Annotated in this window: 21 protein-coding genes; 17 read left to right on the top strand and 4 right to left on the bottom strand. The window is 39.0% G+C overall.

Annotated elements, in window-relative coordinates; genetic code table 11:
- Positions 1-275 precede the first annotated feature (275 nt).
- The 9 genes from B3Y13_RS05440 to tkt all read left to right on the top strand — a co-directional run bounded on the left by B3Y13_RS05440 (position 276) and on the right by tkt (position 10,106).
- Entirely contained in the window at positions 276-1,412 is a 1,137-nt protein-coding gene (locus tag B3Y13_RS05440; RefSeq protein WP_296667935.1) for an ABC transporter substrate-binding protein, read from the top strand.
- Between the two features lie 266 nt (positions 1,413-1,678).
- On the top strand, positions 1,679-2,578 hold the full coding sequence (locus tag B3Y13_RS05435; protein WP_296667925.1) for a branched-chain amino acid ABC transporter permease: 900 nt from the start codon (positions 1,679-1,681) through the stop codon (positions 2,576-2,578).
- Between the two features lie 13 nt (positions 2,579-2,591).
- Positions 2,592-3,623, top strand: coding sequence for a branched-chain amino acid ABC transporter permease (locus tag B3Y13_RS05430; protein ID WP_296667990.1), 1,032 nt, complete (start codon positions 2,592-2,594; stop codon positions 3,621-3,623).
- Entirely contained in the window at positions 3,623-4,426 is an 804-nt protein-coding gene (locus tag B3Y13_RS05425) for an ABC transporter ATP-binding protein (protein ID WP_296018097.1), read from the top strand. Before B3Y13_RS05430 ends, B3Y13_RS05425 begins: the two co-directional genes overlap by 1 nt.
- 33 nt (positions 4,427-4,459) lie before the next feature.
- Positions 4,460-5,170 (top strand): ABC transporter ATP-binding protein, encoded by a 711-nt coding sequence (locus tag B3Y13_RS05420; protein ID WP_349675710.1) that lies wholly within the window; start codon positions 4,460-4,462, stop codon positions 5,168-5,170.
- 78 nt (positions 5,171-5,248) lie between these two features.
- Positions 5,249-5,896, top strand: coding sequence for a CBS and ACT domain-containing protein (locus B3Y13_RS05415; protein ID WP_296018107.1), 648 nt, complete (start codon positions 5,249-5,251; stop codon positions 5,894-5,896).
- Between the two features lie 273 nt (positions 5,897-6,169).
- Positions 6,170-7,624 carry a hypothetical protein gene (locus B3Y13_RS05410; protein WP_296018113.1) on the top strand — a complete coding sequence of 485 codons (1,455 nt, stop codon included), beginning with the start codon at positions 6,170-6,172 and terminating at the stop codon, positions 7,622-7,624.
- 18 nt (positions 7,625-7,642) lie between these two features.
- Positions 7,643-8,104 carry a PTS sugar transporter subunit IIA gene (locus B3Y13_RS05405; protein ID WP_296667921.1) on the top strand — a complete coding sequence of 154 codons (462 nt, stop codon included), beginning with the start codon at positions 7,643-7,645 and terminating at the stop codon, positions 8,102-8,104.
- A 34-nt stretch (positions 8,105-8,138) separates the two neighbouring features.
- The gene (gene tkt, locus B3Y13_RS05400; RefSeq protein ID WP_296667919.1) at positions 8,139-10,106 is read left to right on the top strand and encodes a transketolase; all 1,968 of its coding nucleotides are present in this window, start codon (positions 8,139-8,141) and stop codon (positions 10,104-10,106) included.
- Between the two features lie 183 nt (positions 10,107-10,289).
- Here the strand turns inward: tkt and lgt are convergent, their stop codons facing one another.
- Positions 10,290-11,294 (bottom strand): prolipoprotein diacylglyceryl transferase, encoded by a 1,005-nt coding sequence (lgt, locus tag B3Y13_RS05395; RefSeq protein ID WP_296667917.1) that lies wholly within the window; start codon positions 11,292-11,294, stop codon positions 10,290-10,292.
- Positions 11,295-11,339: 45 nt separating this feature from the next.
- A complete protein-coding gene (locus tag B3Y13_RS05390) occupies positions 11,340-12,479 on the bottom strand; it encodes a P-loop NTPase (protein WP_296667915.1) in 1,140 nt (379 codons plus the stop codon).
- Between the two features lie 132 nt (positions 12,480-12,611).
- Here B3Y13_RS05390 and B3Y13_RS05385 point away from each other — a divergent pair, with 132 nt between their 5' ends.
- From B3Y13_RS05385 to B3Y13_RS05370, 4 genes are all read left to right on the top strand, one after another.
- Positions 12,612-14,120, top strand: coding sequence for a S41 family peptidase (locus B3Y13_RS05385; protein ID WP_296693206.1), 1,509 nt, complete (start codon positions 12,612-12,614; stop codon positions 14,118-14,120).
- A complete protein-coding gene (locus B3Y13_RS05380; RefSeq protein WP_296667911.1) occupies positions 14,117-14,926 on the top strand; it encodes an RsmE family RNA methyltransferase in 810 nt (269 codons plus the stop codon). Before B3Y13_RS05385 ends, B3Y13_RS05380 begins: the two co-directional genes overlap by 4 nt.
- Positions 14,911-15,684 (top strand): WecB/TagA/CpsF family glycosyltransferase, encoded by a 774-nt coding sequence (locus B3Y13_RS05375; protein WP_296667909.1) that lies wholly within the window; start codon positions 14,911-14,913, stop codon positions 15,682-15,684. The genes B3Y13_RS05380 and B3Y13_RS05375 overlap by 16 nt, the downstream gene beginning before the upstream one ends.
- Positions 15,685-15,839: 155 nt before the next feature.
- Positions 15,840-16,811 (top strand): sigma-54-dependent transcriptional regulator, encoded by a 972-nt coding sequence (locus B3Y13_RS05370; protein ID WP_296693203.1) that lies wholly within the window; start codon positions 15,840-15,842, stop codon positions 16,809-16,811.
- Here B3Y13_RS05370 and B3Y13_RS05365 read toward each other — a convergent pair.
- Complete coding sequence (locus B3Y13_RS05365; RefSeq protein ID WP_296693201.1) at positions 16,759-17,508, bottom strand: RNA methyltransferase; 750 nt, start codon at positions 17,506-17,508, stop codon at positions 16,759-16,761. The two genes, B3Y13_RS05370 and B3Y13_RS05365, sit on opposite strands and share 53 nt — an antisense overlap.
- 115 nt (positions 17,509-17,623) lie before the next feature.
- Between B3Y13_RS05365 and B3Y13_RS05360 the strand changes: the two genes are divergently transcribed.
- From B3Y13_RS05360 to B3Y13_RS05345, 4 genes are all read left to right on the top strand, one after another.
- A complete protein-coding gene (locus tag B3Y13_RS05360; RefSeq protein ID WP_296667903.1) occupies positions 17,624-18,388 on the top strand; it encodes an SDR family NAD(P)-dependent oxidoreductase in 765 nt (254 codons plus the stop codon).
- Between the two features lie 215 nt (positions 18,389-18,603).
- Positions 18,604-19,152 carry an STAS domain-containing protein gene (locus B3Y13_RS05355; RefSeq protein ID WP_296018205.1) on the top strand — a complete coding sequence of 183 codons (549 nt, stop codon included), beginning with the start codon at positions 18,604-18,606 and terminating at the stop codon, positions 19,150-19,152.
- Between the two features lie 505 nt (positions 19,153-19,657).
- Complete coding sequence (locus tag B3Y13_RS05350) at positions 19,658-20,659, top strand: hypothetical protein (RefSeq protein WP_296693198.1); 1,002 nt, start codon at positions 19,658-19,660, stop codon at positions 20,657-20,659.
- Positions 20,656-22,479: a hypothetical protein gene (locus B3Y13_RS05345; RefSeq protein WP_296693196.1), complete on the top strand. Its 1,824-nt coding sequence runs from the start codon at positions 20,656-20,658 to the stop codon at positions 22,477-22,479. The genes B3Y13_RS05350 and B3Y13_RS05345 overlap by 4 nt, the downstream gene beginning before the upstream one ends.
- A gap of 130 nt (positions 22,480-22,609) precedes the next feature.
- Here B3Y13_RS05345 and murA read toward each other — a convergent pair whose 3' ends face one another.
- On the bottom strand, positions 22,610-23,893 hold the full coding sequence (gene murA, locus B3Y13_RS05340; RefSeq protein WP_296693193.1) for a UDP-N-acetylglucosamine 1-carboxyvinyltransferase: 1,284 nt from the start codon (positions 23,891-23,893) through the stop codon (positions 22,610-22,612).
- Positions 23,894-23,910 lie beyond the last annotated feature (17 nt).

The raw sequence follows: 23,910 nt of genomic DNA, 5'->3' as shown, positions 1-23,910 counted from the left end.
ATAATTTAATGTCATTATCGGACTTGGCCATTTGTCATTAGATTGCTAAACGGGTTTTTATGCAGACATCGTGCTGTCAGACACGGCAAGAACTGGTCTTTTTTTAATTCGATATTCAGGCTGATTATGAAATAATTTTTTTGAATATTGTCTGAGTATTTTTGGAATTTTGTGCTTTAAAATTTTAAAAAGTGAAAAATTTATTATTCATTTTTATTTACTAAAATTAAGAAAATAATTAAAGTTTATTTAAGTTGAATTTTTGGAGGACTCAAATGAAAAAAGTTTTGGGCGCAGTTGCTCTTGCTGTTGCAGGACTTTTCGCTTTTACTGGTTGTGGTGAAAAAGCTGGAGAAACGGTAAAAATTGGTGCTATTGGACCTCTTTCTGGTGCTGTAGCTGTTTACGGTGTTGACTGTTTGAATGGAATCAACTTGGCGGCTGAAGAAATTAACGCTGCTGGTGGCATTAACGGTAAAAAAATTGAAATTATAAGCGAAGATGATGAAGGAAACCCAGAAAAATCTGTAAATGCTTATAAAAAAATCGTTACACAGAAAAAAGCAAAACTTATTGTTGGTTCTTTGACTTCTGGATGTACAATGGCAATCACTTCTTTGGCTCAGGCTCAGAAAGTTTTGATGATTGCTCCTGCTGCTACAGCTCCTGCAATTACTGAAGCTGGAGATTTTGTTTTCCGAGCTTGTTTTATTGACCCGTTCCAGGGAACTGTTGGAGCTAAATTTGCGCTTGAAACTCTTGGTGCTAAAAAGGCTGCTGTTCTTTATGATATTGGAAACGACTACTCTGTAGGTCTTACAGAAAACTTTGTAAAAACTTTCTCTGCTTCTGGAACTGTTGTTGCTAAAGAATCTTATAGCACTGGAGACAAAGATTTTAACGCTCAGCTTACAAAAATTAAGAATTCTAAACCAGATGTTGTTTACCTTCCAGATTACTACGGAACTGTAGCTCTTATTGCTAAACAGTTGCGTGCTCAGGGAATTAATACTCCGATTGTTGGTGCTGATGGTTGGGACGGTCTTGTTGACAATGCCGGCGATGAAGTTTTGAACGGTTTTTATTCTAACCACTATGCATCTGATGCAACTACTGGCGCAGTAAAAACTTTTGTTGAAAATTATAAGGCAAAATACAATCATACTCCGACTTCTTTTGCTGCTCTTGGATATGATGCAGTTTATATGATTAAAAATGCAATCCTGGCCGCTGGTTCAACTGACAGCGTTGCTGTAAAAGATGCTCTTGCTGCTTCTGAAGGCGACTATGTTACAGGCCACATTACTTTTGACGAAAAACGAAACCCTGTAAAATCTGCTGTAATGCTTGAATTGGTAAAAGGTGCTGACGGAAAACTTTCTACAGTTTATAAAACTACAGTAGAGCCGTAAATTTAAATTTGCTTAATTTGACAAAGGCGTCATGAATTTGAGAAAACTGCTTTTCTCGAAGGAATGGCGCTTTTTTTTTGCCGAAAACTTAGCCCGGATCGGAACGGCGCGCAGCGTCCGTCTTGACGGATGGAGCGGATAGCGCAACCGTGAAGAGCCGGTTTGAAAGCGGATTGTGCTCCTATAAATAATGCATGATGCCTTGATTTACTAAAAACAAAAAATTTTTTACAATACAATAGAACTAATATATTTGGAGGATAAGTTTGAACAACGTAACAATTTTTGTTCAGCAGCTTATCAATGGACTTTCGTTAGGAAGTATTTATGCCTTAATTGCCCTTGGGTACACGATGGTTTATGGCATTGTTAAGTTGATTAACTTTGCGCATGGCGACGTTATGATGATTGGCGCTTATGCAGGATATTTTGTTTTGTGTGCGATGGGCACAACTCCAGCGGGAATGGTCTGTGCTTTTTTTGCTGCAATGGTTTTTTGCGGACTTTTGAGTCTTGCGATTGAAAGGCTTGCGTACAGACCTTTGAGAAATGCGCCGAGGTTGAATTCGTTGATTACGGCGATTGCTGTTGAATTGATTTTGCAGAATGTTATGCGCGTTTTGCCTTTTGTCGGTCCGGAGCCACGTTCTTTTCCGACAATGGCGATTAAAAATTTTAGTTTTGGAATTGGTTCTATAAGCAATGTACAGATTATTGTAATCTTGCTTTCGGCTGTTCTTATGGTTGTTTTGAACTATGTCGTAAATTACACAAAAACTGGAAAAGCAATGCAGGCTGTTAGTTACGACCTTGGCGCTGCAAGTTTGATGGGAATTAACTCGAACAGAATTATTGCCGTTACTTTTGTAATCGGTTCTGTTCTTGCCGGCGCAGGCGGCGTTCTCTATGCTGTTGCTTATCCGCAGGTCGATCCTCTTATGGGATATATTCCTGGATTAAAGGCTTTTGTTGCGGCTGTTCTGGGCGGAATTGGTTCTATTCCTGGAGCTATGGTCGGCGGAATTATTCTTGGTGTTGCGGAAACTATGGTTAAGGCCTATCTGTCTTCTCAATATGCGGATGCAATTGCCTATTGTATTTTGATTGTTATTCTTTTGGTAAAACCTGCCGGCCTTCTTGGCAAAAAAGTAAGGGTTAAGGTTTAGGGGCTGGTTTATGATGAATACTAAAAAAAGCAATTTTTTAATTCCTGGAGTTGTGGCTCTGGCGGCGGTTGTAATTCCGTTTGTTTTAATTCGCGCTGGTTTGATAGACGCTTATACTTCGCAGATTTTGACAATGGGCGGAATCAATGCTGTAATTGCGATTTCTGTGAATATGGTTACGGGAATTGTTGGTCAGCTTACTTTGGGCCAGTGTGCTTTTGAAGCGATAGGCGCTTATTCGGTAATTATTTTTACTCAGGATGTTGGTTTGCCGCTGCCTGTTGCCATGCTTGTTGCTCCTTTTTTGGCAGCGGTTTTTGGCTTTGTTATTGGATTTCCGACTTTAAAACTTGAAGGCGACTATCTTGCGATTGTAACTCTTGCTTTTGGCGAAATTGTGCGTGTAGTTCTTGTGAACCTCAAAGCTGTTACTGGCGGTCCGAACGGAAAAAGTTTTAAATACAGTTTTATGCGCGATGACCTTTTTTGGGGACCTGCAATGAGTTATCTGGTAAGTATTGGAATGCTTGTTGTTCTGATTATTCTTTTGCAGAACTTTTTACATTCAACTTACGGCCGGGCAATCAAGGCTATTCGAGAAGATGAAATTGCCGCAAATTCTAACGGAATCAGCGTTTTTAAATACAAAATGATTGGTTTTGTGATTGCTTCGTTTATAGGCGGTCTTGGGGGCGCGCTTTATGCTCCGATTGTTGGTTTTATTAAGCCGGATATTGCCTCGTTTAACAATTCTGTAAATATGCTGATTTATGTTGTTCTTGGAGGAATGGGAAGCATTAGCGGTACAGTTATTGCAGCCTTTGTTTTGACGGCGATTCAGGAAGCGTTGCGATTCCTTGGAAACTACCGTCTTTTGTTCTACCCGGTTGTTTTAATTATTGTAATGCTCTTTAGACCTCAGGGGCTTATGGGAATGAAGGAATTGAGTTTTGTGAACGGATTTTTTAGTCTTAAAAGCAGATTTTCTAAAAAGGCGAAAAATGAAGCTTCAGACACAAAAAAGGCAGAAGGGGAGGCAGAATAATGAGTGATGAAAAATTGATTCTTCAGGTAAATGACCTTTCTATCGTTTTTGGTGGACTTAAAGCTGTCAGCGAACTCAATATGGAACTGCGCAAAGGCGAACTTGTCGGTTTAATCGGTCCGAACGGCGCTGGAAAAACGACTGTTTTTAATATGCTTTCTGGCGTTTACACTCCGACTGGCGGACAGATTACTTTTTGGGATAAAAATGGAAAAGCTCAGGTTGTAAATAAAAAAACACCGGCCCAGCTCAATTTGATTGGAATTGCGAGAACTTTTCAGAATATCAGGCTTTTTGGAAATTTGACCGTAAGCGACAATATTCGGATTGCAATGCACAGTCAGAGAAAAGTTAAACCTTGGGACGCAATTTTGCGTACTAAAAAATTTTTTGAAGATGAAGAAGTGATGAATTTAAGAGTGCGGAATCTGCTTAAACTTTTTGGTCTTGAAAAAAAAGAAAACGAACTTTCTTCAAATTTGCCTTACGGTGAACAGCGAAAACTTGAAATTTGCCGTGCCCTTGCTGCAAATCCAACTCTGCTTTTGCTGGACGAACCTGCCGCTGGCATGAATCCTCAGGAAACAAAGGAACTTATGGAGCTTATTGCGTTTATCCGCAAAGAATTTAACCTGACGATTCTTCTTATTGAACACGATATGAAACTTGTAATGGGAATTTGTGAGCGTCTTTATGTTTTGAATTACGGCCGGGTTCTTGCGAGCGGAATTCCGGAGGAAATTAAATCAAATCCCGATGTAATTAAAGCTTATTTGGGTTCTGAAGCGGAAAATCTTGCTTAAAAATTTTTTGAATCGGAAATTTTTGGAGAAATTATGGCAATTCTTGAAGTAAAAAATCTTGTTGTGAATTACGGTGCAATCCGCGCTCTAAAAGGCATCTCGTTTGATGTAAATGAAGGCGAAATTATTTCCCTTATTGGCTCGAATGGCGCTGGAAAAACAACAACTTTACATTCAATTTCAAATTTGATTAAAAAACAGAGCGGTTCTGTTGTTTTTGACGGAGAAGACATTACAAATCTTCAGGCGGCTCAGATTGTTCACAGAGGGTTGATTCATGTTCCTGAAGGCAGGCGAATTTTTGCAAATTTGTCTGTAAAAGACAATCTTGAAATGGGAGCTTACACTCGAAATGACAAGGAAAAAATCAAGCAGGATATGGAACACGTGTTTGAGCTTTTTCCGAGAATGAAAGAGCGCTTAAAGCAGCTTGCAGGAACTCTTTCGGGCGGAGAACAGCAGATGCTCGCAATGGGCCGCGGACTTATGGCAAACCCAAAGCTTCTTTTGCTTGATGAACCGAGCATGGGACTTGCGCCGATTCTTGTTGATGAAATTTTTGAAATTATCAAAAAAATCAATGAGGACGGAACGACAATTCTGCTTGTTGAACAGAATGCGTTCAAGGCGATGAGCATTGCAAACCGAGTTTATATTTTGGAAACTGGAAGCATTTCTTCGTCAGGAAAATCAAGCGACATGATAAAAGATCCGGCTGTAAAGGCTGCATATCTTGGCGGCTAATAGTTTTGTTTGCTTTTTTATAAAACGCGACTTAAAATTATTTAAGGTTGCCATTCTGTAAACTTTTTGGAGGAAATTATGAAAGTATGTGACTTTATGAGCAAAAATGTAATTTATGTTTCGCCAGATACATCTTTGACGGATGCAAAGGCTTTGATGATAAAAGAAAAAATCAATAAGCTTCCGGTTGTTGACAAGTCAAAAAAACTGGTTGGAATTATAACAAAGAATGATTTGCAGAAAGCAGCTCCTTCCAGCGCTTCGACACTTGATATGTATGAATTGGGTTATCTTCTTTCAAAATTAAAAGTTGAAAAGATAATGGTAAAAAACGTAAAAACTGTTGATTTTGATGAAGTGATTGAAGAGGCTGCAAGAACAATGGCAACTGAGAAAATCGGATGTCTGCCTGTAATGAAAGATGGAATTCTTTCTGGAATTATTACCGAAACTGACCTTTTTAACGCATTTATTTCGATGTTTGGAGCGACCTTGCCTGGAGTTCGGGCAGTGATTGAAGTTGCAGAGAAACCTGGCGAACTTGCGAGAATTGCAACTGCCGTGGCTGCAAAAAACGGAAATATTGTTTCTGTGGTAACAGCTGACGGAAGCGATGTTTCAAAGCGGATTATTACGGTAAAAATCGGCAATTTGAGCAAAGAAACAGTTGAAGAAATTATCAGACAGGAAAATGTAAAAATTCTTGACATTCGGGAAAAAAAGTAATTGCGCTTTTTAGATTGCTGAATAAAAAATAATGGAATGCCGGTAGAAATGCCGGCATTTTTTGTTACACGGTTGCGGCAAGGATTGCAGGGGCGGCGAAGCCGTTGCTTTTGGGCAATGTAGCGCGGTTAGCGCGGAACCCCGGAAAGCCTGGTTTTTGCAACGCAAAAAGCCGCCCTGCTGTTAAAAATTATTCTGGCTTTATTTTATAAAGGACCGTAAAAGAAACGTTTTTGATAGACGGAAGGGGCTTAAATTTTGTAAATTATAAGTATGTATGGAAAAATTGAAAAAGTTTTGTCGCAGTTTTTGAGAACTTTTGACAGGCCTTTTACGACAACAGAAATAAATTTATTACTCAAGCCTTACGGTGAAAAAGCTACAGCGGAAGAAATCGATGAATTTTTGCGGGCAGATGACAGAGTGTTTGCTCTTGAAGGGCATTATTATATGACGCATGCCGGGGTTTTTAACGGAATGTTTTTTAGTTTTGTTCCGACCGCTAAAGAACTTGAGCAGAAGCTTTTTATTCCTGGCGACCGTTGTATTCCTTTTGCGGATTGCGAAATGCTTTCGTCGCAGTTGAAATTTGTTTATAACGATAGAATTCTGCCAAAAAAAATTATGACGACCGATTGCAATACGGCAAGAGAATTTTTTACTTTTTTTGGTGATGAATATGCAAGCCAGTATATTGCCGCCGACCCGATAAATAATAAATCTGAAATTGCAAATAACAATTTTGAACTGCCATCGAAAATCAGTTTGACAGGAATTTCGCTTGAAAAAGTTATTTCGGATTTTAATTTTCATAAGGGCGATCGTATTTTGTGCAGAATGGCTGATTGGGATCAGGGAATTATTGAAATTTATCCGATTTTGAATCATAGAAAGACAATTTTGGAATTGAATGAAGAAATCGGAAAAATAAAACTTTGGAACGAAAATCTTGAAAAAGCGTTGTTTGGAAGTTTTGACAAAATGGGGCCTTGCTCAAGCATGGAACAACAGCTTTCGTTTGCGTTTTTAGAGCACAGAAAAGAGCTTTGCGCGCCAGCCTGCGGTTCAATCCATGAATTTTTAAATTCGACAAAAAAAATCAGCATGGAACTTTTTGGCGTAGAAACAAGACTTTGGAAAAAAGGCGAAGATGTTCCTGCTGTTGGAAAATGGAATCGGGAAATGCTTGGGTCTGGGCTTGAGGCGTGTTTGCCAGCCTTGCAGCCTCCAGCATGCTTGCTTGACTGCATTATAAAAGACAGGCTTTTTAACAAAAAAGAAATTAAGCCGGAAGAAATACTTAAAGATTTTCTGCCAGAGGAAATGGAAATTTCTAAGGAAGATGAAGAATTCATTACGTTGCAAATTATAAAAAGAAGTGATATATTACGTGAGCATTATAATTGGTTGGCAGATTTTCCGGTTGCGTCGTTGCGGCACAAGGCTTTAGGCTTGTTTGCAAAAGTTCAGAATTTGGTTTTTGATATTGATGAAGCTGGTGAAAAAATCGAACGGTTTCCGCAGCAGGAGCTTGTTATTCTCTCTCAGTTGTTTGCGCATGCTGCCAGAATTTTGGATATGCTTTCCAATGAAAACGAATTTAAAGATGATGACAGAGATGCGTTAAAACTGTCGCTCGAAGGCATGGAAATGAATTTTGAAGACATTTGTCCTGAATTGCGAAATGCTTTGGACAGATGTTATGTCGAACAGTTTAAGGTTGTCTGATTTTCTGCGGAGGATTGAATGGTTCCTGATGCAAACATCGGTGAATATTTGCGTGCTGGCGGTGTTTATAGAGATATTGAGGGAGATTCTCCGTTTGAAGCTTTTAAATCGCTGTCAGAAAAAGTAAATCTTCCTTCAGAAATACTTCCTGTAAATCTTTATGAAGGTCTTTGCGCCCGCGAAGCTGTTCTGAGCACTGCTGTTGGTAATGGAATTGCAATTCCACATTCGCAGCAGCCGCTCTTAAAAAATCGAAAAGATCAGAGAATTTTTATCTGTTATTTAAAAAATCCGATTGATATGCATGCAATGGACAATAAAAAAGTTCAGACATTGATTATTCCTTTGAGCAGTTCTGTTCAATCGCATTTGCATATTATTTCTCTTCTTGCGCAGCTTTTAACAAAAAGCGATTTTAAAAAAGCTCTTGAATTAAAACTTGGATTAAACGAGCTTTATCCGCTAATCCGAAGAGTTTAATTTAAGTTGATATAAAAATTTTAGGGGTTTTATTATGGACACAAAAGGAATTGCTGCCGTTGCAAAATCAATCCGCAGTCTGTCAATCGATGCTATCCAAAAAGCAAAATCAGGTCATCCTGGACTCCCGCTTGGATGTGCTGAACTCGCTGCAGTTTTGTACGGAGAAGTTCTAAAGCACAATCCTGCTGATTCAAAATGGGCAGATCGTGATCGCTTTGTGCTTTCGGCCGGACACGGTTCTATGTTGCTTTATTCAATTTTGCATTTGAGCGGTTACAAAGTTTCGCTTGACGACATTAAAAATTTCCGTCAAGTAGGTTCAATTTGTCCTGGACATCCGGAATTTGGCTGGACTGACGGCGTAGAAAACACATCTGGTCCGCTCGGACAGGGAATTGCTCTTGCTGTTGGAATGGCGCTTGCAGAATCAATCGAGGCTGCAAAATTCAATACAACGGAACACAAAATTGTTGACCATTATACTTACGCTCTTTGTGGCGAAGGTTGTCTTGAAGAAGGCGTTTCTTCCGAGGCATCTTCTTTTGCAGGACATAATAAACTTGGAAAACTGATTGTTTTTTATGATCAGAATAAAATTTCAATTGACGGTTCGACAGATATAACTTTTACAGAAGATATTGGAAAACGTTACGAGGCTTATGGCTGGCAGGTTTTAAAAGGCGACATGTATGATGTTGAAGGTCTTTTAAAGCTTATTGAAGAAGCAAAAAACTGTTTGGACAAGCCTTCTTTGATTATGCTCAAGTCTGTAATTGGAAAATTCGCTCCAAAGCAAGGAACTCCGGTTGTTCACGGAGAACCTCTTGGAGAAGCAGATGTTGCCGAAACTAAAAAAGCGCTTGGTATAAATCCTGAAGAATTTTTCTATATCGATCCGCAAGCTCTTCGTTATTTTGAAGACAAAAAAGCCAGTTTTGCTAAAAAAGAAGCCGACTGGAACAAAGAATTTGAAGTCTGGGCGAAAGAAAATCCTGAACTTGCAAAACAGTGGAAGGCTTCGTTTGAAGGAGTTGCTGACGGAGAAGCAGAAGATCCTGTTTATGAAATCGGTGCAAATGTTGCGACTCGTTCGGCAAGCGGCGACATGATAAACGCAATGGGACTTAGATATTCTTGTCTTGTTGGCGGAAGCGCAGACCTAAAAGGTTCTAATAAATCTGGAATGAAGTGCGATGGAGGAACTTATACTCCTTCTAACCGTGCAGGCCGCTCCATTGAATATGGAATCCGCGAATTTGGAATGGCAAGCGAAGCTCTTGGAATGTGTTCTCATGGCGGAATTCGTCCGTTTGTGGCAACTTATCTTGTATTTAGCGACTACATGCGTCCTTCAATTCGTTTGGCTTCGATTATGAAGCAGCCTGTAATCTATGATTTGACTCACGATTCGATTTTTGTAGGCGAAGATGGTCCGACACACCAGCCGATTGAGCAGCTTTCTTCTTTGCGCGCGATTCCTGGTGTACAGGTTTTGCGTCCTGGCGATGCTGAAGAGACCGTTGCTGCCTGGCATCTTGCGATGGAAAGCAAAGATCATCCGGTTGTTTTGGCTCTTACAAGACAGAATGTTCCTGTTTACGAAAAAGAAGATAAAAACTGGAAAGAGACAATCAAAAAAGGCGCTTATGTTGTAAAAACTGGCGGCGAAAATCCTGATGTTGCTGTCGTTGCGACTGGTTCCGAAGTGAACATGGCTCTTGACGCTGCTAAAAAAGTAATAGGAAAAACTGTCCGTGTTGTTTCGGTTTTGGACAAGAATTTGTTTGAAAGCGATGAAAAATTTATGAATGAAATTTTTGGCGGAGCAAAACGCGTGATTGTTGCAGAAGCCGGCTGCAGATGTGGCTGGGAAGGAATTGCAACTGGCCGCAAAGATTTGTTTACTATTGACCGCTTTGGTGAATCAGGTCCAGGCAAAAATGTAGCGCAGGCTCTCGGTTTTACCGCAGATAAACTTGCTGAATTGATTGAAGCTTAATAAATGGCTTAGGGGCTGGAAGGGCGGCGTAAGCCGTTCGCTTGCGAATGAAACCCTGCAAGACCCGACCCGCGCAAGCGGGGAAGCCCCAAAAAAATAAAAACTGACTTTTAATTCGGATGAATGAATTTTAAGTCAGTTTTTTTATTTTAAACGAGTTCAAACGTGGTGAGAGAAGTTTTGTCAGGCGGATTTTTGTTGATTTTTCTTTTTGGAAAGAGAATATGAAAAAATTGCCAGCAAAATTCCGCCGAGCACCATTAAAATGCACAAAATTTGCCCGGTCGAAATGTTGAAAAGCGAAGTGTTGAGGTAAATAGGCGCATTTGTGTCGGCGGCGATTCTGTAACCAATGTCTGAGTCTGGTTCACGGAAATATTCGATAAAAAAGCGGAAGATTCCGTATCCAATCGTGTAAATTGCTCCAGAAAATCCGTCAAACGGCTTTTTTTTGCGCAAAAACCAGAGAATTGAAAAAAGTACAAGACCTTCAAAAAACGCTTCATAAAGCTGGCTCGGATGGCGCGGAAGATTTACGAGCAAACCGGAAATTTGGAGTCCGCACTGAGATGCAAAATCTTTTACCCATTGGAATGAAGCCGAAAAACGTTCTGCTTGCGGAAAAATAATTCCCCAAGGTGCGCTTGTGATTCGGCCGTAAAGTTCTCCGTTTAAAAAATTTCCAAGACGGCCAAATGTGTAGCCGAGAGGGATTGCCGTAACCATTGCGTCAATCCATTTGAGCGTCTGGCGTTTGTTTTTTTTGCACCAGAAAATCATTCCGATTAAGCCGCCGATAAAGCCTCCGTGATAACTCATTCCTGCAAGTCCGGTAAACTGTCCTGAAGAGTTGAATGGCCAAAAAATTAGCCATGGCTTTTTCCAGTAGATTCCGGAAGTGTCGTAAATTAAGGTTGAAAAAACGCGTGCGCCGATTAGAAGGAAGATGATTCCTGTGGCAATAAAACTAAAAATGTCGTCTTCTGTGGCTTTTCTTAGTGTTCCGTTGGGAGAAATTTCATCTAGAGCGCCTTCTTTTAGAAGTTTTTTTAGAACCAAGAAGGCTGTTCCGAACGCAAAAATGTACATAAGACCGTACCAGCGGATAAGTCCCAGAACAGGAACTCCAGGAAAGATTTCCGGATGAATCCAAGACGGATAGTTGATATAAAGAGGTAGAAAATTCATTTTATTCTCCATGTGTTTTCAAAAAAAACAGGCGGTATTTTTATTTTAAATCTTAAATCCCTGAGAAGCCGCCTTTACAAGCTTTGATTTTAAAAGCAGGTTTTCGGTTCTGAGTTGATTTAATTCATACTGCTGGGTTTTTATAGTTTCTGCAAGTTCTCCCATGCTCAGTGCTCCTGTGCCAACCAAGTCTTCGACATAGGACATTTTTTGAGAATAGTCGTCATTTGCCTCTTCGCTTGCAAGGTCGTATGTTGAGTCGAGAACGTCTGTTGAAAAATCATCAAATTGAAATGTTTCGCTCTGAAGAATTTTTTCTGCAATTCTATAAATTGCCTGGCTGATTACCGCATTTGGTTTGTAGTTTATGACCGGCAACCTTGATGAAAGCGCTTTGTCCTGCAATGTGTCGCGGTACATTACTCCCAGAGACTCTACGTCGATTCCGAGATATTGCTGGCATGAACGGCGAATTTTTAGGGCTTTGTCGGCATCCTTTGGTTCGTCAATCATATTCATGACAAGGCGCGGATGGAATTGTCTCATGCGGTTTTCAAAAACTGCTGCATTTTCCGGATCAACTTCGCGGAGCGTTTCGATCATTTTTGGAATGTAAAGCCTTTGGAGAGAAGATGAATCGTTTTTGAGTTTTTCTAGATATTTTGAGGCCGGGCTGTTTTTTTTGAATGAACTTGCCATGAGCCGGAAAACTGCGTTTTTTAAAAAAAGATAGCCGTTGAGGGTCGCTGTAACTGTTGGCGCTGTAACTACAATTCCCTGTGGAGAAAGAAGAAACAAATCGAGAATTGTAAGGTGAGTTCCTGCTCCAAGGTCGATTATAAGGTAGTCGCAGTTTAAATTGCGGAAATTCCTGATAATTGAATTTTTCTGAGCGCTTTTTAAAGTGCTCAAGCCAGGAATTTCAGAATCTCCTGCGATAAAAGAAACATTTTCGTATTCTGTCGGCTGGATTATGTCTTCAAATTTGTTTTCGCCTGTAATGAAAGTGCCGATTCCTTTTTTTGCAGAAAACTGGCCGATTACAAGATGAAGGTTTGACGCGCCTAAGTCTAGGTCTGCCAGAATTACTTTTTTGCCGGCCTGTCCGAGTGCGATTGCGAGATTTGCAGAAAGAAGACTTTTTCCTACGCCTCCTTTTCCGCTTGCTATTGGAATGATTTGCATGGCTTTATTCTACCATAGTAAAAACAGAAAATACAGAGGTTCTTTTTATAGAAAAAATATGAATTTTCCGAAAAAAAAGGAACCTAATTCTTTCTCTTGCCTTAAAATAGATTGAAGTCTAAAATACAGGCTATGAAAAAAATTAAACATGGCATAAAAGTTGTTTTTTTGTATTTTTATGCAATAATCTTTGCTTCTCAATGTTTTGCCGAATCTTCTTCAAATTCGACATCGAAAATAAATAAACGTACACAGCAATATATGGAAATGATGAACGGAGTTTTTGACTTTGTTCAGAGAAATTATGTTGATGAGGTTGACCCTGAAACGCTATATACGGGCGCCCTAAAAGGAATGCTTTCTGCCTTGAACGATCCGTACACCGTCTATCTAGACAATTCGACTTTTAGAAGTTTAAATGACACTACAAAAGGAAAATTTGGAGGAGTTGGACTTTCTATTTCCAAGGCATTTGTTTCTACCTCAGAAAAACCCGCTTATGTAGAAGTTGCTTCGCCCATAGAAGATGCACCTGGATTTAAGGCTGGAATTCAGGCAGGAGATTTAATTATTTCGGCAAACGGAACTGACACTTCAAAAATAACAATGGACGAAGTTTTGGATATTTTGCGCGGTCCAGTCGGAGAAAAAGTTGATCTTGTGATTCGTCGTGGACAAAATATTGAATTTCCGGTGACTTTAAAAAGAGAGATGATTGAAGTTCCGACGGTAAAATTTGGGACAATAAAGGAAGTTGAAAAAGCCGGAACTGTAGGTTATGTAAGAATTATTGAATTTACACCGCAGACAGCAGAGCGCGTTCAGCAGGCTTTGGATTCATTTAAAAAAGAAAAAATTTCTGCTTTGATAATTGATTTGCGCAACAATCCCGGCGGACTTATAACGTCTGTTGTTGATGTTGCGGATAAATTTATTGATAAAGGGCCGATTGTTTCGACAAAAAGCCGTCTTGCCTTTGAAAATTCTGTTTTTACGGCAAGTCCACGCAAAACGACTTTAAAAAAAGATATTCCTATTGTAGTTTTAATCAACAAAGGTTCGGCTTCTGCTTCTGAAATTCTTTCTGGCGCGTTAAAAGATAATCATCTGGCTTACCTTGTTGGCCAGCGCACTTACGGAAAAGGTTCTGTTCAGCAGGTGCTTCCGCTTTCTTCGACAGACGGCATAAAAATTACAATGGCGCGTTATTACACTCCGAGCGATACTAATATCGACAAAATCGGAATTCCGCCGGACAGAGAAGTTTTATTCCCGGATTTTACAGAAGATGGCGAAAAACAGTATACCGAATTGATGAAAAGCGACGAAATTGAAAAAGTCGTTGAACAGAATAAAAATATGACGGAAAAGCAGATTGCAGATTTTGCAGAAAAATTGCACGAAAAATACACTGCAATTGATTTGCCGACACTCAGAAAACTCGTAAGAAACGAAGTAAACCGCACAAAAGGCACAATGCTTTACGATTTGGACTGGGACGTTCAGCTTGTTGCGGCTCTTGATATTTTGAGCGGATCTAAGGCTGAATTTGATGAACTTTTAAAAAATACAAAAACTCTTAAAGAATTGCAGGAAGAGGCGGCTTTAAAAGACGAATCGCTGTCTGCCGAAAAAAAATGAGGCAGTTTGTTTCGACAGTAAATCCAGACAAAAAAGGACTTCTCGAAATTAACGGAAAAGATTTTCGTTATTTAAAACAAGTTCTTAGGCTTTCTGTCGGTGATATGCTTTATGTCCGTTTGCCAGACGGGAAACTTTCTGGTACGACCGTTGCAAAAATTGATGAAAACAGGCGCGCCGTAACTTTGCAAGTATGCGATTCTGTTTTGGAAGTTTTAAAAGAAGAAGGCGAAAATCAGAGCGAATATTGTCCGAAAGTGAATTTTTATCTTTTTCAGTTTGTTGCAAAGAGTTCAAAAATGGATTTGATTGTGAGACAGGCAACAGAATGTGGAGTTTTAAAAATAATTCCTGTGATTGGAAAATTTACGCAAAATGGCGTAGCAGAAAAGAATTTTCGCAATTCACGTTATGAGCGGATTGTAAAAGAAGCTCGCCAGCAGAGCGGAAGTCCAGTTTTGACCGAAATTGAAGAAACTTTGACGTTGGATGAAGCCTGTGCGCTTTGGAAAGAAATTGCCGGAGAAAATTCAGAAAGCGGTTTTGCCTGCGTTTTGTACGAGCGAAGCGAAAAAACAAAAAGTCTTTACGAAGTCATTTCGGATTCTGAAAAAATAAAAAATTACGCAGTTTTTTGCGGGGCGGAAGGCGGAATAAGTCCCGAAGAAATAGAAATTCTTTCTAAAAATGGAATTGTTCCAGTTCACTTTGAAACAAATATTTTAAGATGCGAAACTGCGGCGCTTTATGGCATTGCCTGCGTGCAGAATGCAGTAATGGGAAGAAAGATATGGCAGAAGAATTAAGAAATGAAAATTCAAAACTAAAAAGAATAAATTTGCTTGGTGTTCCGGTTGACGTCTGCAATCCTGGCGACATGGACGACGTTATTCTTGAAATTCTCGCAAAACCTGGCTCAAAACAGATTGTCTTTCTTTCTGTCTGGGATTTGCTAAAAGGCAGAAAAAAGAAAAAGAATTTTAGCAAGTATTTACATTCTGCCGATTTAATTTTGCCGGTTTCAAAAAGTATTATCTGGGGCGCAAAATTCTTAAAAAAAACAGTTCCTGTAAGATACAATCCTTTTTCCGCAGTAATTGCAATTTTGTCGGTCATGGAATATCACTACAAATCGCTGTTTTTGCTTGGAGGACGAAAAAAGGCTCTTCAAAAAGCAGAATCAAATTTGCGTTCAACCTTGCCAAACCTTCAAATTGTCGGCCGTTACGTCGGATATTATTCAAAAGATATTGAAAAAGATGTAGTCCAGGCAATTTATAAAGCGGCGCCTTCTCTTGTAATTGTGAGCGATGGAATAAAGGAAAAAAAATTGTGGGCCTATAACCGGCGGAACAATTTTGCTTCGAGCATTTTTTTGTATTACAAAGATTGCATTGGAATTTTTTCTGATCGCGTAAAAAGAGTAAGCGAAAAAACTTTTGACCGTGGACTTGAAATTTGGCCGGAAATTTTTAAAAATCCTTTGAAAATTTTTCTCATTTTTCCGTATTTGCGTTATATAATTTTAGTATTCTGGTACAGACTTTTTAAAAAGAATTCTTGAGAGTTTTTTTGAAAGGCAAAATCTTTTTTTTCTCACTAAATTCGGCATTTGTTTCAATGTGTTCAAATGCGCTTTCGGGCTTCTGTTGTTTTGAAGTTTTAAATTCAGAAAAGTCATTTAAAAATTGTCTTTTGCATTTTTCGAACTGTATTTTTTTGTGCGATTATGATTTTTTTAAAGGTGATGGACTTTTTGGCGAAATAACAAAACAGAACGGACACAAAATTTTCTTTTTGACGACAAAGGTTCAGAACAGTTCTTATATTCCAAAATATGTAATTTATCTTCCGTTCGGGTTTCCGCTGCTTTTTAAAATGATTGGTTTTGAAATTGATAATGAAGAAAATCCTGTCTGTCAAAAAAATTCTTCTTTTAACTTGGCAGGCTCGTCTCTGGGCGTAAAAAGATTGCGTCTTCAGATTGCGCAAGCGGCAAAGCACAAAGATTGCGTTCTTTTTACTGGAGAAAGTGGAACTGGAAAGTCGCTTGCTGCAAAAATTCTGCACGAAATGAGTCCTGCTGGAAAAAAAGGCAAAAAACTCATAACCGAAAATATTTCTGCTGTATCCGAAGGTCTTTTCGAAAGTGAACTTTTTGGCGTAAAAACTGGAGCCTTTACTGATGCAAACTGTGAGCGTGAAGGATTGATTGGCAGGGCGGACGGAAGCTCGATTTTTTTTGACGAAATTGGCGATTTTCCGCTGCATCTTCAGTCAAAACTTTTGCTTGCTGTTCAGGATGGTTTAATCCGAAAAATTGGAAGCGATGAAAGCCGAAAAGTCGATGTTAGGTTTATTTTTGCAACAAATCAAAATCTGCGGAACAAAATAAAAAATGGCGGTTTTAGGAAAGACTTGTTTTTTAGGATAAGCGCAGTCGAAATTGAAATTCCGCCGTTAAGAAAAAGAAAAGAAGATATTTTTGAGCTTTCAGCTGAATACTTAAAAAAGCGCGGACTTAATTTTTCGATTTCCAAAAACGCACTTTTAAAACTTCAGGATTACGACTGGCCTGGAAATATTCGCGAACTTGAAAATTGCTTGGCAAAAGCTGTCAGAAACTGCAAGAAAAATGTCATTGGTCCTGAATTGATTCATTTTTTTGAGCAAGACCTGCAATTTTTGTGAATGTTTTTTCAATGTAGGAAGCCTCGCCTTCGCTCAAAGACGCCCTTGAAAGAATTCCGCGCCAAAAATTTTCCATGTCTTCTCTTCCAGCAACCTTGAAAAAACCGGTTTTTTTAAGACTTTCTGAAATTGTGTTTACAGTTTTGTCCAAACGTTCGAGGTTTACAGGAACATAGCCTGGACTTATTTTTGTCTGCGTTCTAAAAAATTGGTATGCAATAATTTGAACTGCGTGCGAAAGGTTGAGAGATGCAAAGCCTGGCGAAGAAGGAATTGTAACTCCGATTGTACATTCTGAAAGCTCTTCGTCGGAAAGACCTGTGCGCTCATTTCCAAAAACTGCTGCGACAGTCTGACCTTTGCTTGTTTCTGTTCCTGAAATGTCCGAAGCGAGTTTTGCAAATTCTTCCGGGAGCAAAAGTTTGTCTTTGCGTTTTTTTCCTCGTCGGCGTGTTGTGCCTGCGGAAAGCGCGCAGTCTTTTGTGGCTTCTGTAATCGAATTAAAAAATTTCGCGTTTTCCCAAATGTCTGCCGCATGAATCGCAAGCCGTCTTACATGCTCGTCGTCAAAATTTTCTTTTGCCCCGACAATCCGCAGGTCAGAAAGCGCATTGTTTGCCATTGCGCGGCAAACTGCTCCAACGTTGCGGCTTTCTTCGGGATTTACAAGGACGATTGCAATTTTGTTAAGGTTCATTTGCGCTTTGCTCCAGATGAAAAACTTATAAAGATATTTTAGCGTTTTTGCAAAAAGCTGTCATTTAATTTAGATTTTTTTGATTAGCAAAAAAAATTGCTGTATAATTTTTTGCATGAAAAATTTTGAAGGAAAGAACGCCCTTGTTGTTGGTGGAAGCGGTGGAATTGGTTTTGAAATTTCCAGAATGCTTTTAAAAAACGGAGCGAATTTAATAATTCATGGACGAAATTTGCAAAAACTTGAAAAAACAAGACAAAATTTAAAAAGTGAATTTGAAAATAAGATGGAAATAAAAATTGTGCCGTTTGATTTTGATTCTGAACCTTTTGAAAATCTGCAAAATTCCGAACTGATAAAAGAAATCCAAAAAATAGACATTTTGTGCGTCTGCTACGGACCTTTTTTGCAAAAAAGTTTAGATAAAATGAGTTTTTCTGAGTGGCAGAAAATTTCGCTTTTAGATTATGCCCTTCCTGGAATTTGCGTGAGCGCGGCTCTTTCTGAAATGAAAAAAAAGCACTTTGGAAGAATTTTGCTTTTTGGCGGAACAGGAACAAATTTTCGTTCGGAATTTTTGACAAATGCCGCTTATGCTGGCGCAAAAACCGGACTTGGCGTTCTTGTGCAGTCGGTTGCCTGCGGATTTTCTTCCGATGGAATTACCTGCAATGCGATTTTACCGGGCTTTACCGAAACTGAATATCAGAGCGAAAAAATTCTTGAGGAAGGCAAAAACAAAATGCCTGAAAAAAAATTGATTGAAAGGGAATCGATTGCTAAAAAGGCTGAATTTTTGCTAAAAAGTGACGATTTGAACGGAGTTTTGTTGAAAGTTGACCGAGGATGGAGTCCTTTGAACGCTGGAAAAATGAATTGACTTTTACGCGCAAAAACAAAAATGCACGTGAACCGAAAATATAGCCCTGATTGCAGCAGCGCGAAGCGTCCGGCTTTGCCGGATAAAACTGCGAAAAGCAGGTTGCGGGAGGTGAATGCGCTCTGTTTTTTGAATTTTCAGGAATTTGATAAATTTGACATAATAGCGATTTTTGTCTTATAATTTACCGTATATCGAATGTTAGCAGGGGTTTTATGAGTAACAATAATATTGTTCCTGGATTTAATGACGAAAAAGATGACAGTCTCAAAATAAATCTTGAAAAAGTACCAGAAGTTGAAAACTGCCTGACAATATATTTGCTTGGATACATTGACACTTACAATTCGAGCTTTTTTCAAAAAAGAATTGCAAGGGTTGTGGAAGCAGGTTATGTAAATCTTATTTTTAACTGCGCTTCTCTTAATTATGTTTCTTCGACTGGAATTGGCTCGTTTACTGCATTTTTAAAAATGGTAAAACCGAAGGGCGGGGATGTTGTTCTTCTTGAAATTCAGCCGAAGGTTTACGAAGTTTTCCAGCTTTTGGGCTTTAGTCAGTTTTTTAATATAAAAGATTCGATGGGAGATGCAATCAACTTTTTCAAAAACGGAACTCAGGTTGAAGAAAGCGTTTTTCCGAAGATTTTTAGTTGTCCTGTTTGTTCAAAACGCCTAAAGGCGACAAGAAGCGGACGATTCCGCTGTTCTGAATGTAAGTCGATTCTTGCAATTGACCAGCAAGGTTCAGTTTTTTTGGGATAGAAAATTTTATAAAAAATTGTGTAAATTTTTGTGTCAAATCTTGTGTTTTTGACGTTGAGCAAAAGAAGCGGCACAAAAAACTTTTTTGAAAATAAAATCCGCTGGCATAAAAAGAGCAGGCGGATTTTTTTATGTCAAAAATAAAAAAAGTTGGGCAAAACAAAGTTTGGCGAAAGATGCTTGTGGATAAAATGTGCTTTTGTGCGGAAGCTTGTGTATAAATTGTGGATACTTGTGCATAACTTGTGGATAAAATGTTTAAAAACGTGTGTATAGTTAAAAATTTAGAATGAAAAGTGGCAGGACTTGTGAACGTTTTTTTGTCGAATTGAATACTGGTTTTGTTAATTTATTGTGTTGTAAGGAATTAGTAAAATAAAAAAAATCTTAAAACCAATTATTTTTTTTAATAACGTTTGTTCGTTTTGCCGAAAATTTAATAACTAACGAAAGTTTGTGTGTACAACTTGTGGATAACTTGTGATTATGAGGTTTACAAAAGCTGATGAAGACCGCATTTAATATGATTATTTATTATCTTGTTGCAACTTTTTTTGGATTGATTGTTGCTGCCGGAATTTATATGCTTTTCTGCGATTTGACACTTTTGGTTGCAGGCGAAAAATTGAACTTTTTTAACTGGAACTTTTTTGTCCGAGGCCTTTTTGTTGCTTTTCCGCTGACTGTAAGTGTTGTTCTTGGATTTATAATTTTTTATGGAATTCGTCATCGGGAAAATCATTTTTTTCGTCTTGGCGCCTATATTTTTTTGTGCGCGCTTACTTGGTTTTGTTTGGTGCCAGTTTGCTTTAATCTTCAAAGATCTTGCGAAAACAAAAAAACAGAAAATAATCAAAAAAAACTTTTATCGTCTGGTTTTTTCAGACCGGAGGCCGGAGGCGTCTTTTATTTTTCCAGGGTTGAAGAAAATGGAAAATCAAACGGTCTTTTTATCGATTTGAGCGGAATTACTGGAGAAGCCGGCTCTATCGTCAAGTTTTTTGATTCTTCTGTGGAAGAACTTTATGACGGAAAGTATTCAGACACTTTGATTCGAGATGTTGTAAAGCTTCCTCTGGTTTTGCTCGTTCCTTTGCGTGTTTATTCAACTTTGATAGAAAATGCACGTTCTGCCTGGAATTGCGGCTGGCTGAGCTGGATTTCGTTTTTGAGTTTTGTTCTTGCGCTTTGTTCGGTAATTTCGTTTCAATATACGAGCGGCTGGCGGCTTATAAATGCGCTCAGCGTAATGTTTGCAGCCGGAGTTGTCTGTCTTGTGAATTATTCTTTTTATAAAGGATTTATTTTTAAAAATTTGCGGATTTCGTGGAATGAGCATTTGCTTGCAGTCGAACCAGGCGGAAAAATGAATTTTATTCAAAAAATTTTTGAGAATTCAGAACCTCTTCTTGTTACGATAAATCTTTTTTTATTTGCCTTCATTTTGGTTTCTGGAATTCTCTTATTTATATTCAAATATAAAAACAAAAAAGAGGCCGAGCGATGAGAAAGTCCGCTGCAATAATTTTTTCTTATGCTTTTTTAGTTTTTGCACTTTGCCTTGGAATTTCTGCTTTTATTGGGAGAGTTCCTTCTGTTCTTGAAGAATATCGTCGGACTTATATTTTTTGCCGTGGATTTTTGTATTTTTTTAGACTTTTGCCCGCGGTTTTGAGTTCCGGCTTTTTGGTTGCGCTTTCGATTTATTTTGGAATTGATTCCGAAAAAGCACAGATGCGTTTTAGTCCGGTTATTGTAAAAGATTTTAAAAGAACTATGATTTTGTCGCTGATTCTCGTTGCCGTTATGAGCGGAGTTTCAGAAATTGCCGCTCCAGTTGTTCAGCGAAAAAAAAACTTTGCTGAAAATTCTGAACGGCTTTTGACAGAATATATTCAGCTTGGAAACGAATCTCTTGCTGCCGAAAATTATGTTTTAGCTCACCGTTACGGAACCCAGATTCTAAAAATTCGACCGGCAAGTTCGGAAGGAAAAAATTTAATCGACAAGTCAGAGGCGGTATTAAAAGCAATAAAGAAAATTTCTCCAGAAACAGAAAAAGTAAAAACAGGCGGAAATCTTAATATTTTTGATGAAATTTCTGGCGAAACGGTAACTTCTCTCATCAATAAATCAAAAATGGCGGCAGAAAAAGGCAAATGGTTTGACTCTCATTATTTTGCTCAGCTTGCCACGACTACCGGTTCAGAAAAAGACATAAACATAAAAGAAGCGCACAGGCTTGCAAGCCAGGCATGGAACGTTTTGCAGTCTGTCTCTCCTTCTGCAAAAACACGAGACCAAATTTTATTTGCAAAAAAGCGTTCTGCGTATAAGGCGCTCTCCGAAGGCGACAATATTGAAGCTTATTATCGGTTTGTGGAAATTTCAAAGCAGGATATTGAATGGGCTTCAGATCCAGATGTGACGGAATTTTTAACGATTGCACGCAACCGTATGGAAAAACAGTGCTTTTTTATCGATGAAACCGACAGTCTTAGGATTTTTGAAAATTTTCTGAATGTTTATTTTACGGTAAAACATTCGGACGGACGGACAGATGTTGTTTATATTCAGGGAATTACACCGGTTTATGACAATGGCGGAATGGTGCAGTATTTGCGCGGTCTGACGGTGACAACCTTTGCCAAAAACGGAAGTTTTATAAAGTCGTTCAGCGTTCCTTATGCAAAAATGCTTTCAGTTGCAGTCAGTTCTTTTGACGAAAATTTGCACGCTCAGCTTGACTTGCCTCAAAAAGTAAAAAGAGTTCCGTATATTTTGTTAAAAAGTCTAGACAGAAACGGACGCGAAAAAATAATTCTTCCAAAATACGAGTTTTCAGATTCTTTGCATCCCGACCAAAAAACGCAGCCGGTTTCGACAGTGCTTGCCATGTCGGTAGAAGATTTTTTTACGGCTTGCGAGCAGAGCGCCGGATTGAGGACAATGCCTTTGAACACGCTCTTAAAAACTGCCGGAAAAGCGCAGAATTTCGGTTTTTCCAACGAAATTTCCGGCGCATTTTTAATAAAGCGAATTACTTATCCGCTCATAATGATGACAATTTTAGTTTTTTTTGCAGGATTAGCCTGGAATTTTAGAATTCACAAAGAGCAGGTTTTTAAATTTGTCTGGGTTTTTATAATTCCATTTTGCGCTTTAGCATGCGACGCATTTATTCAAATTATTTTGTCAATTGCCGAACTTTTTAATTTTATGCTTGTGAGCGTCGCCGGAACTGCCTCCCTCTTGGTTGCGCTCGGATTCTGGATTGTAGTATTCTTTTTTGCAGTATTTTATTTTGTGACTAGAAAAACGAATTAAAATTTGGACGGCAATTTGCGCTCTAACCAGCTGCTTCGGGTTCCGCTGTCCGCTCCATTGCAAATAAATTTGCAACTTACGCCCTGCGCATCTGGCGTAAGTTGTTTTTTTAGCTTTTATTTTTGCAATTTTAGCTGATTTCCACACGTTTTATGTGCGCGCCAAGACTTTGCAATTTTTCTACAAGGTGTTCATATCCTCGTTCAATCTGATAAATATTTGAAATTGTCGATTCGCCATGAGCTGCCATTGCTGCAATTACCATGGCCATGCCCGCGCGCACATCCGGCGAAACAAGATTATCTCCGTGCAAAATACTTGGGCCGGAAACAACTGCGCGGTGTGGATCGCAGAGAGTAATTCTTGCTCCCATGCTTATAAGTTTATCAACAAAGAACATTCTGCTTTCAAACATTTTTTCAAAAATCAAAACAGTTCCTTCAACCTGGGTTGCAACAACTGTCATAATCGAAGTTAAATCAGGCGGAAATCCCGGCCATGGAGAATCATCAATTTTTGGAATCATTCCTCCCAAGTCTGTGTTTACTTTCATTTCCTGACCGACAGCGACTGTCAGAGTGTCGCCTTCGATTGTCCATGTTATTCCAAGCTTGCCAAATGCAACGCGCAAAGGCCTCATGTCTTCCGCGCGGATTCCAGTAATTGTAATTGAACCTTTTGTTGCGGCCGCAAGTCCAATATATGAACCGATTTCCATAAAATCAGGTCCAATTGAAAAATCAACTCCGTGTAGTTTTTTTACACCGTCGATTATAAGGATATTTGAGCCGATTCCTGAGATTTTTGCTCCCATTGCAACGAGCATGTTGCATAAATCCTGCACGTGCGGTTCTGAGGCCGCATTCGTGATTTTTGTTCTTCCTTCTGCAAGAACAGCCGCCATAACTGCATTTTCTGTTGCCGTAACGGAAGTTTCGTCAAGAAATAAATCTGCTCCGACAAGTTTGTTTGCTGTAAAAGTGAATGGACCGTCAACTGTTATTCGTGCGCCAAGTTCCTGAAGAGCGAGAAAGTGCGTGTCTAAGCGTCTGCGGCCGATTACATCGCCTCCTGGAGGCGGCATGACAGCTTTTCCAGTTCTTGCAACGAGCGGACCTGCAAAAAGGATTGAAGCGCGGATTTTTTTGCTCAATTCACTTGGAATATCAGTTTTTTCGATTTTTTTTGCTTCAATTTTCCAGGTGTGGTGCTCAATTTTTTCGACATTTGCTCCGAGCGATTGCAAGATTGAAATCATTACCGAAGTATCTTCAATGTCTGGAATATTTCGCAAAATTACAGTTTCGTCTGTCAAAAGAGAAGACGCAATGCACGGCAATGCAGAATTTTTGTTTCCGCTCGCTTTTACAGTTCCGCGGATTGGAATTCCGCCTTCGATTTTGTATTCAAACATTTTGTTCTCCAAAGTGT

Source organism: Treponema sp. UBA7567 (assembly GCF_002476655.1).
Taxonomy (GTDB): domain Bacteria; phylum Spirochaetota; class Spirochaetia; order Treponematales; family Treponemataceae; genus Treponema_D.
Note: the sequence above shows the minus strand (reverse complement) of the source record. Positions and strands in the feature narration are given on the sequence as shown.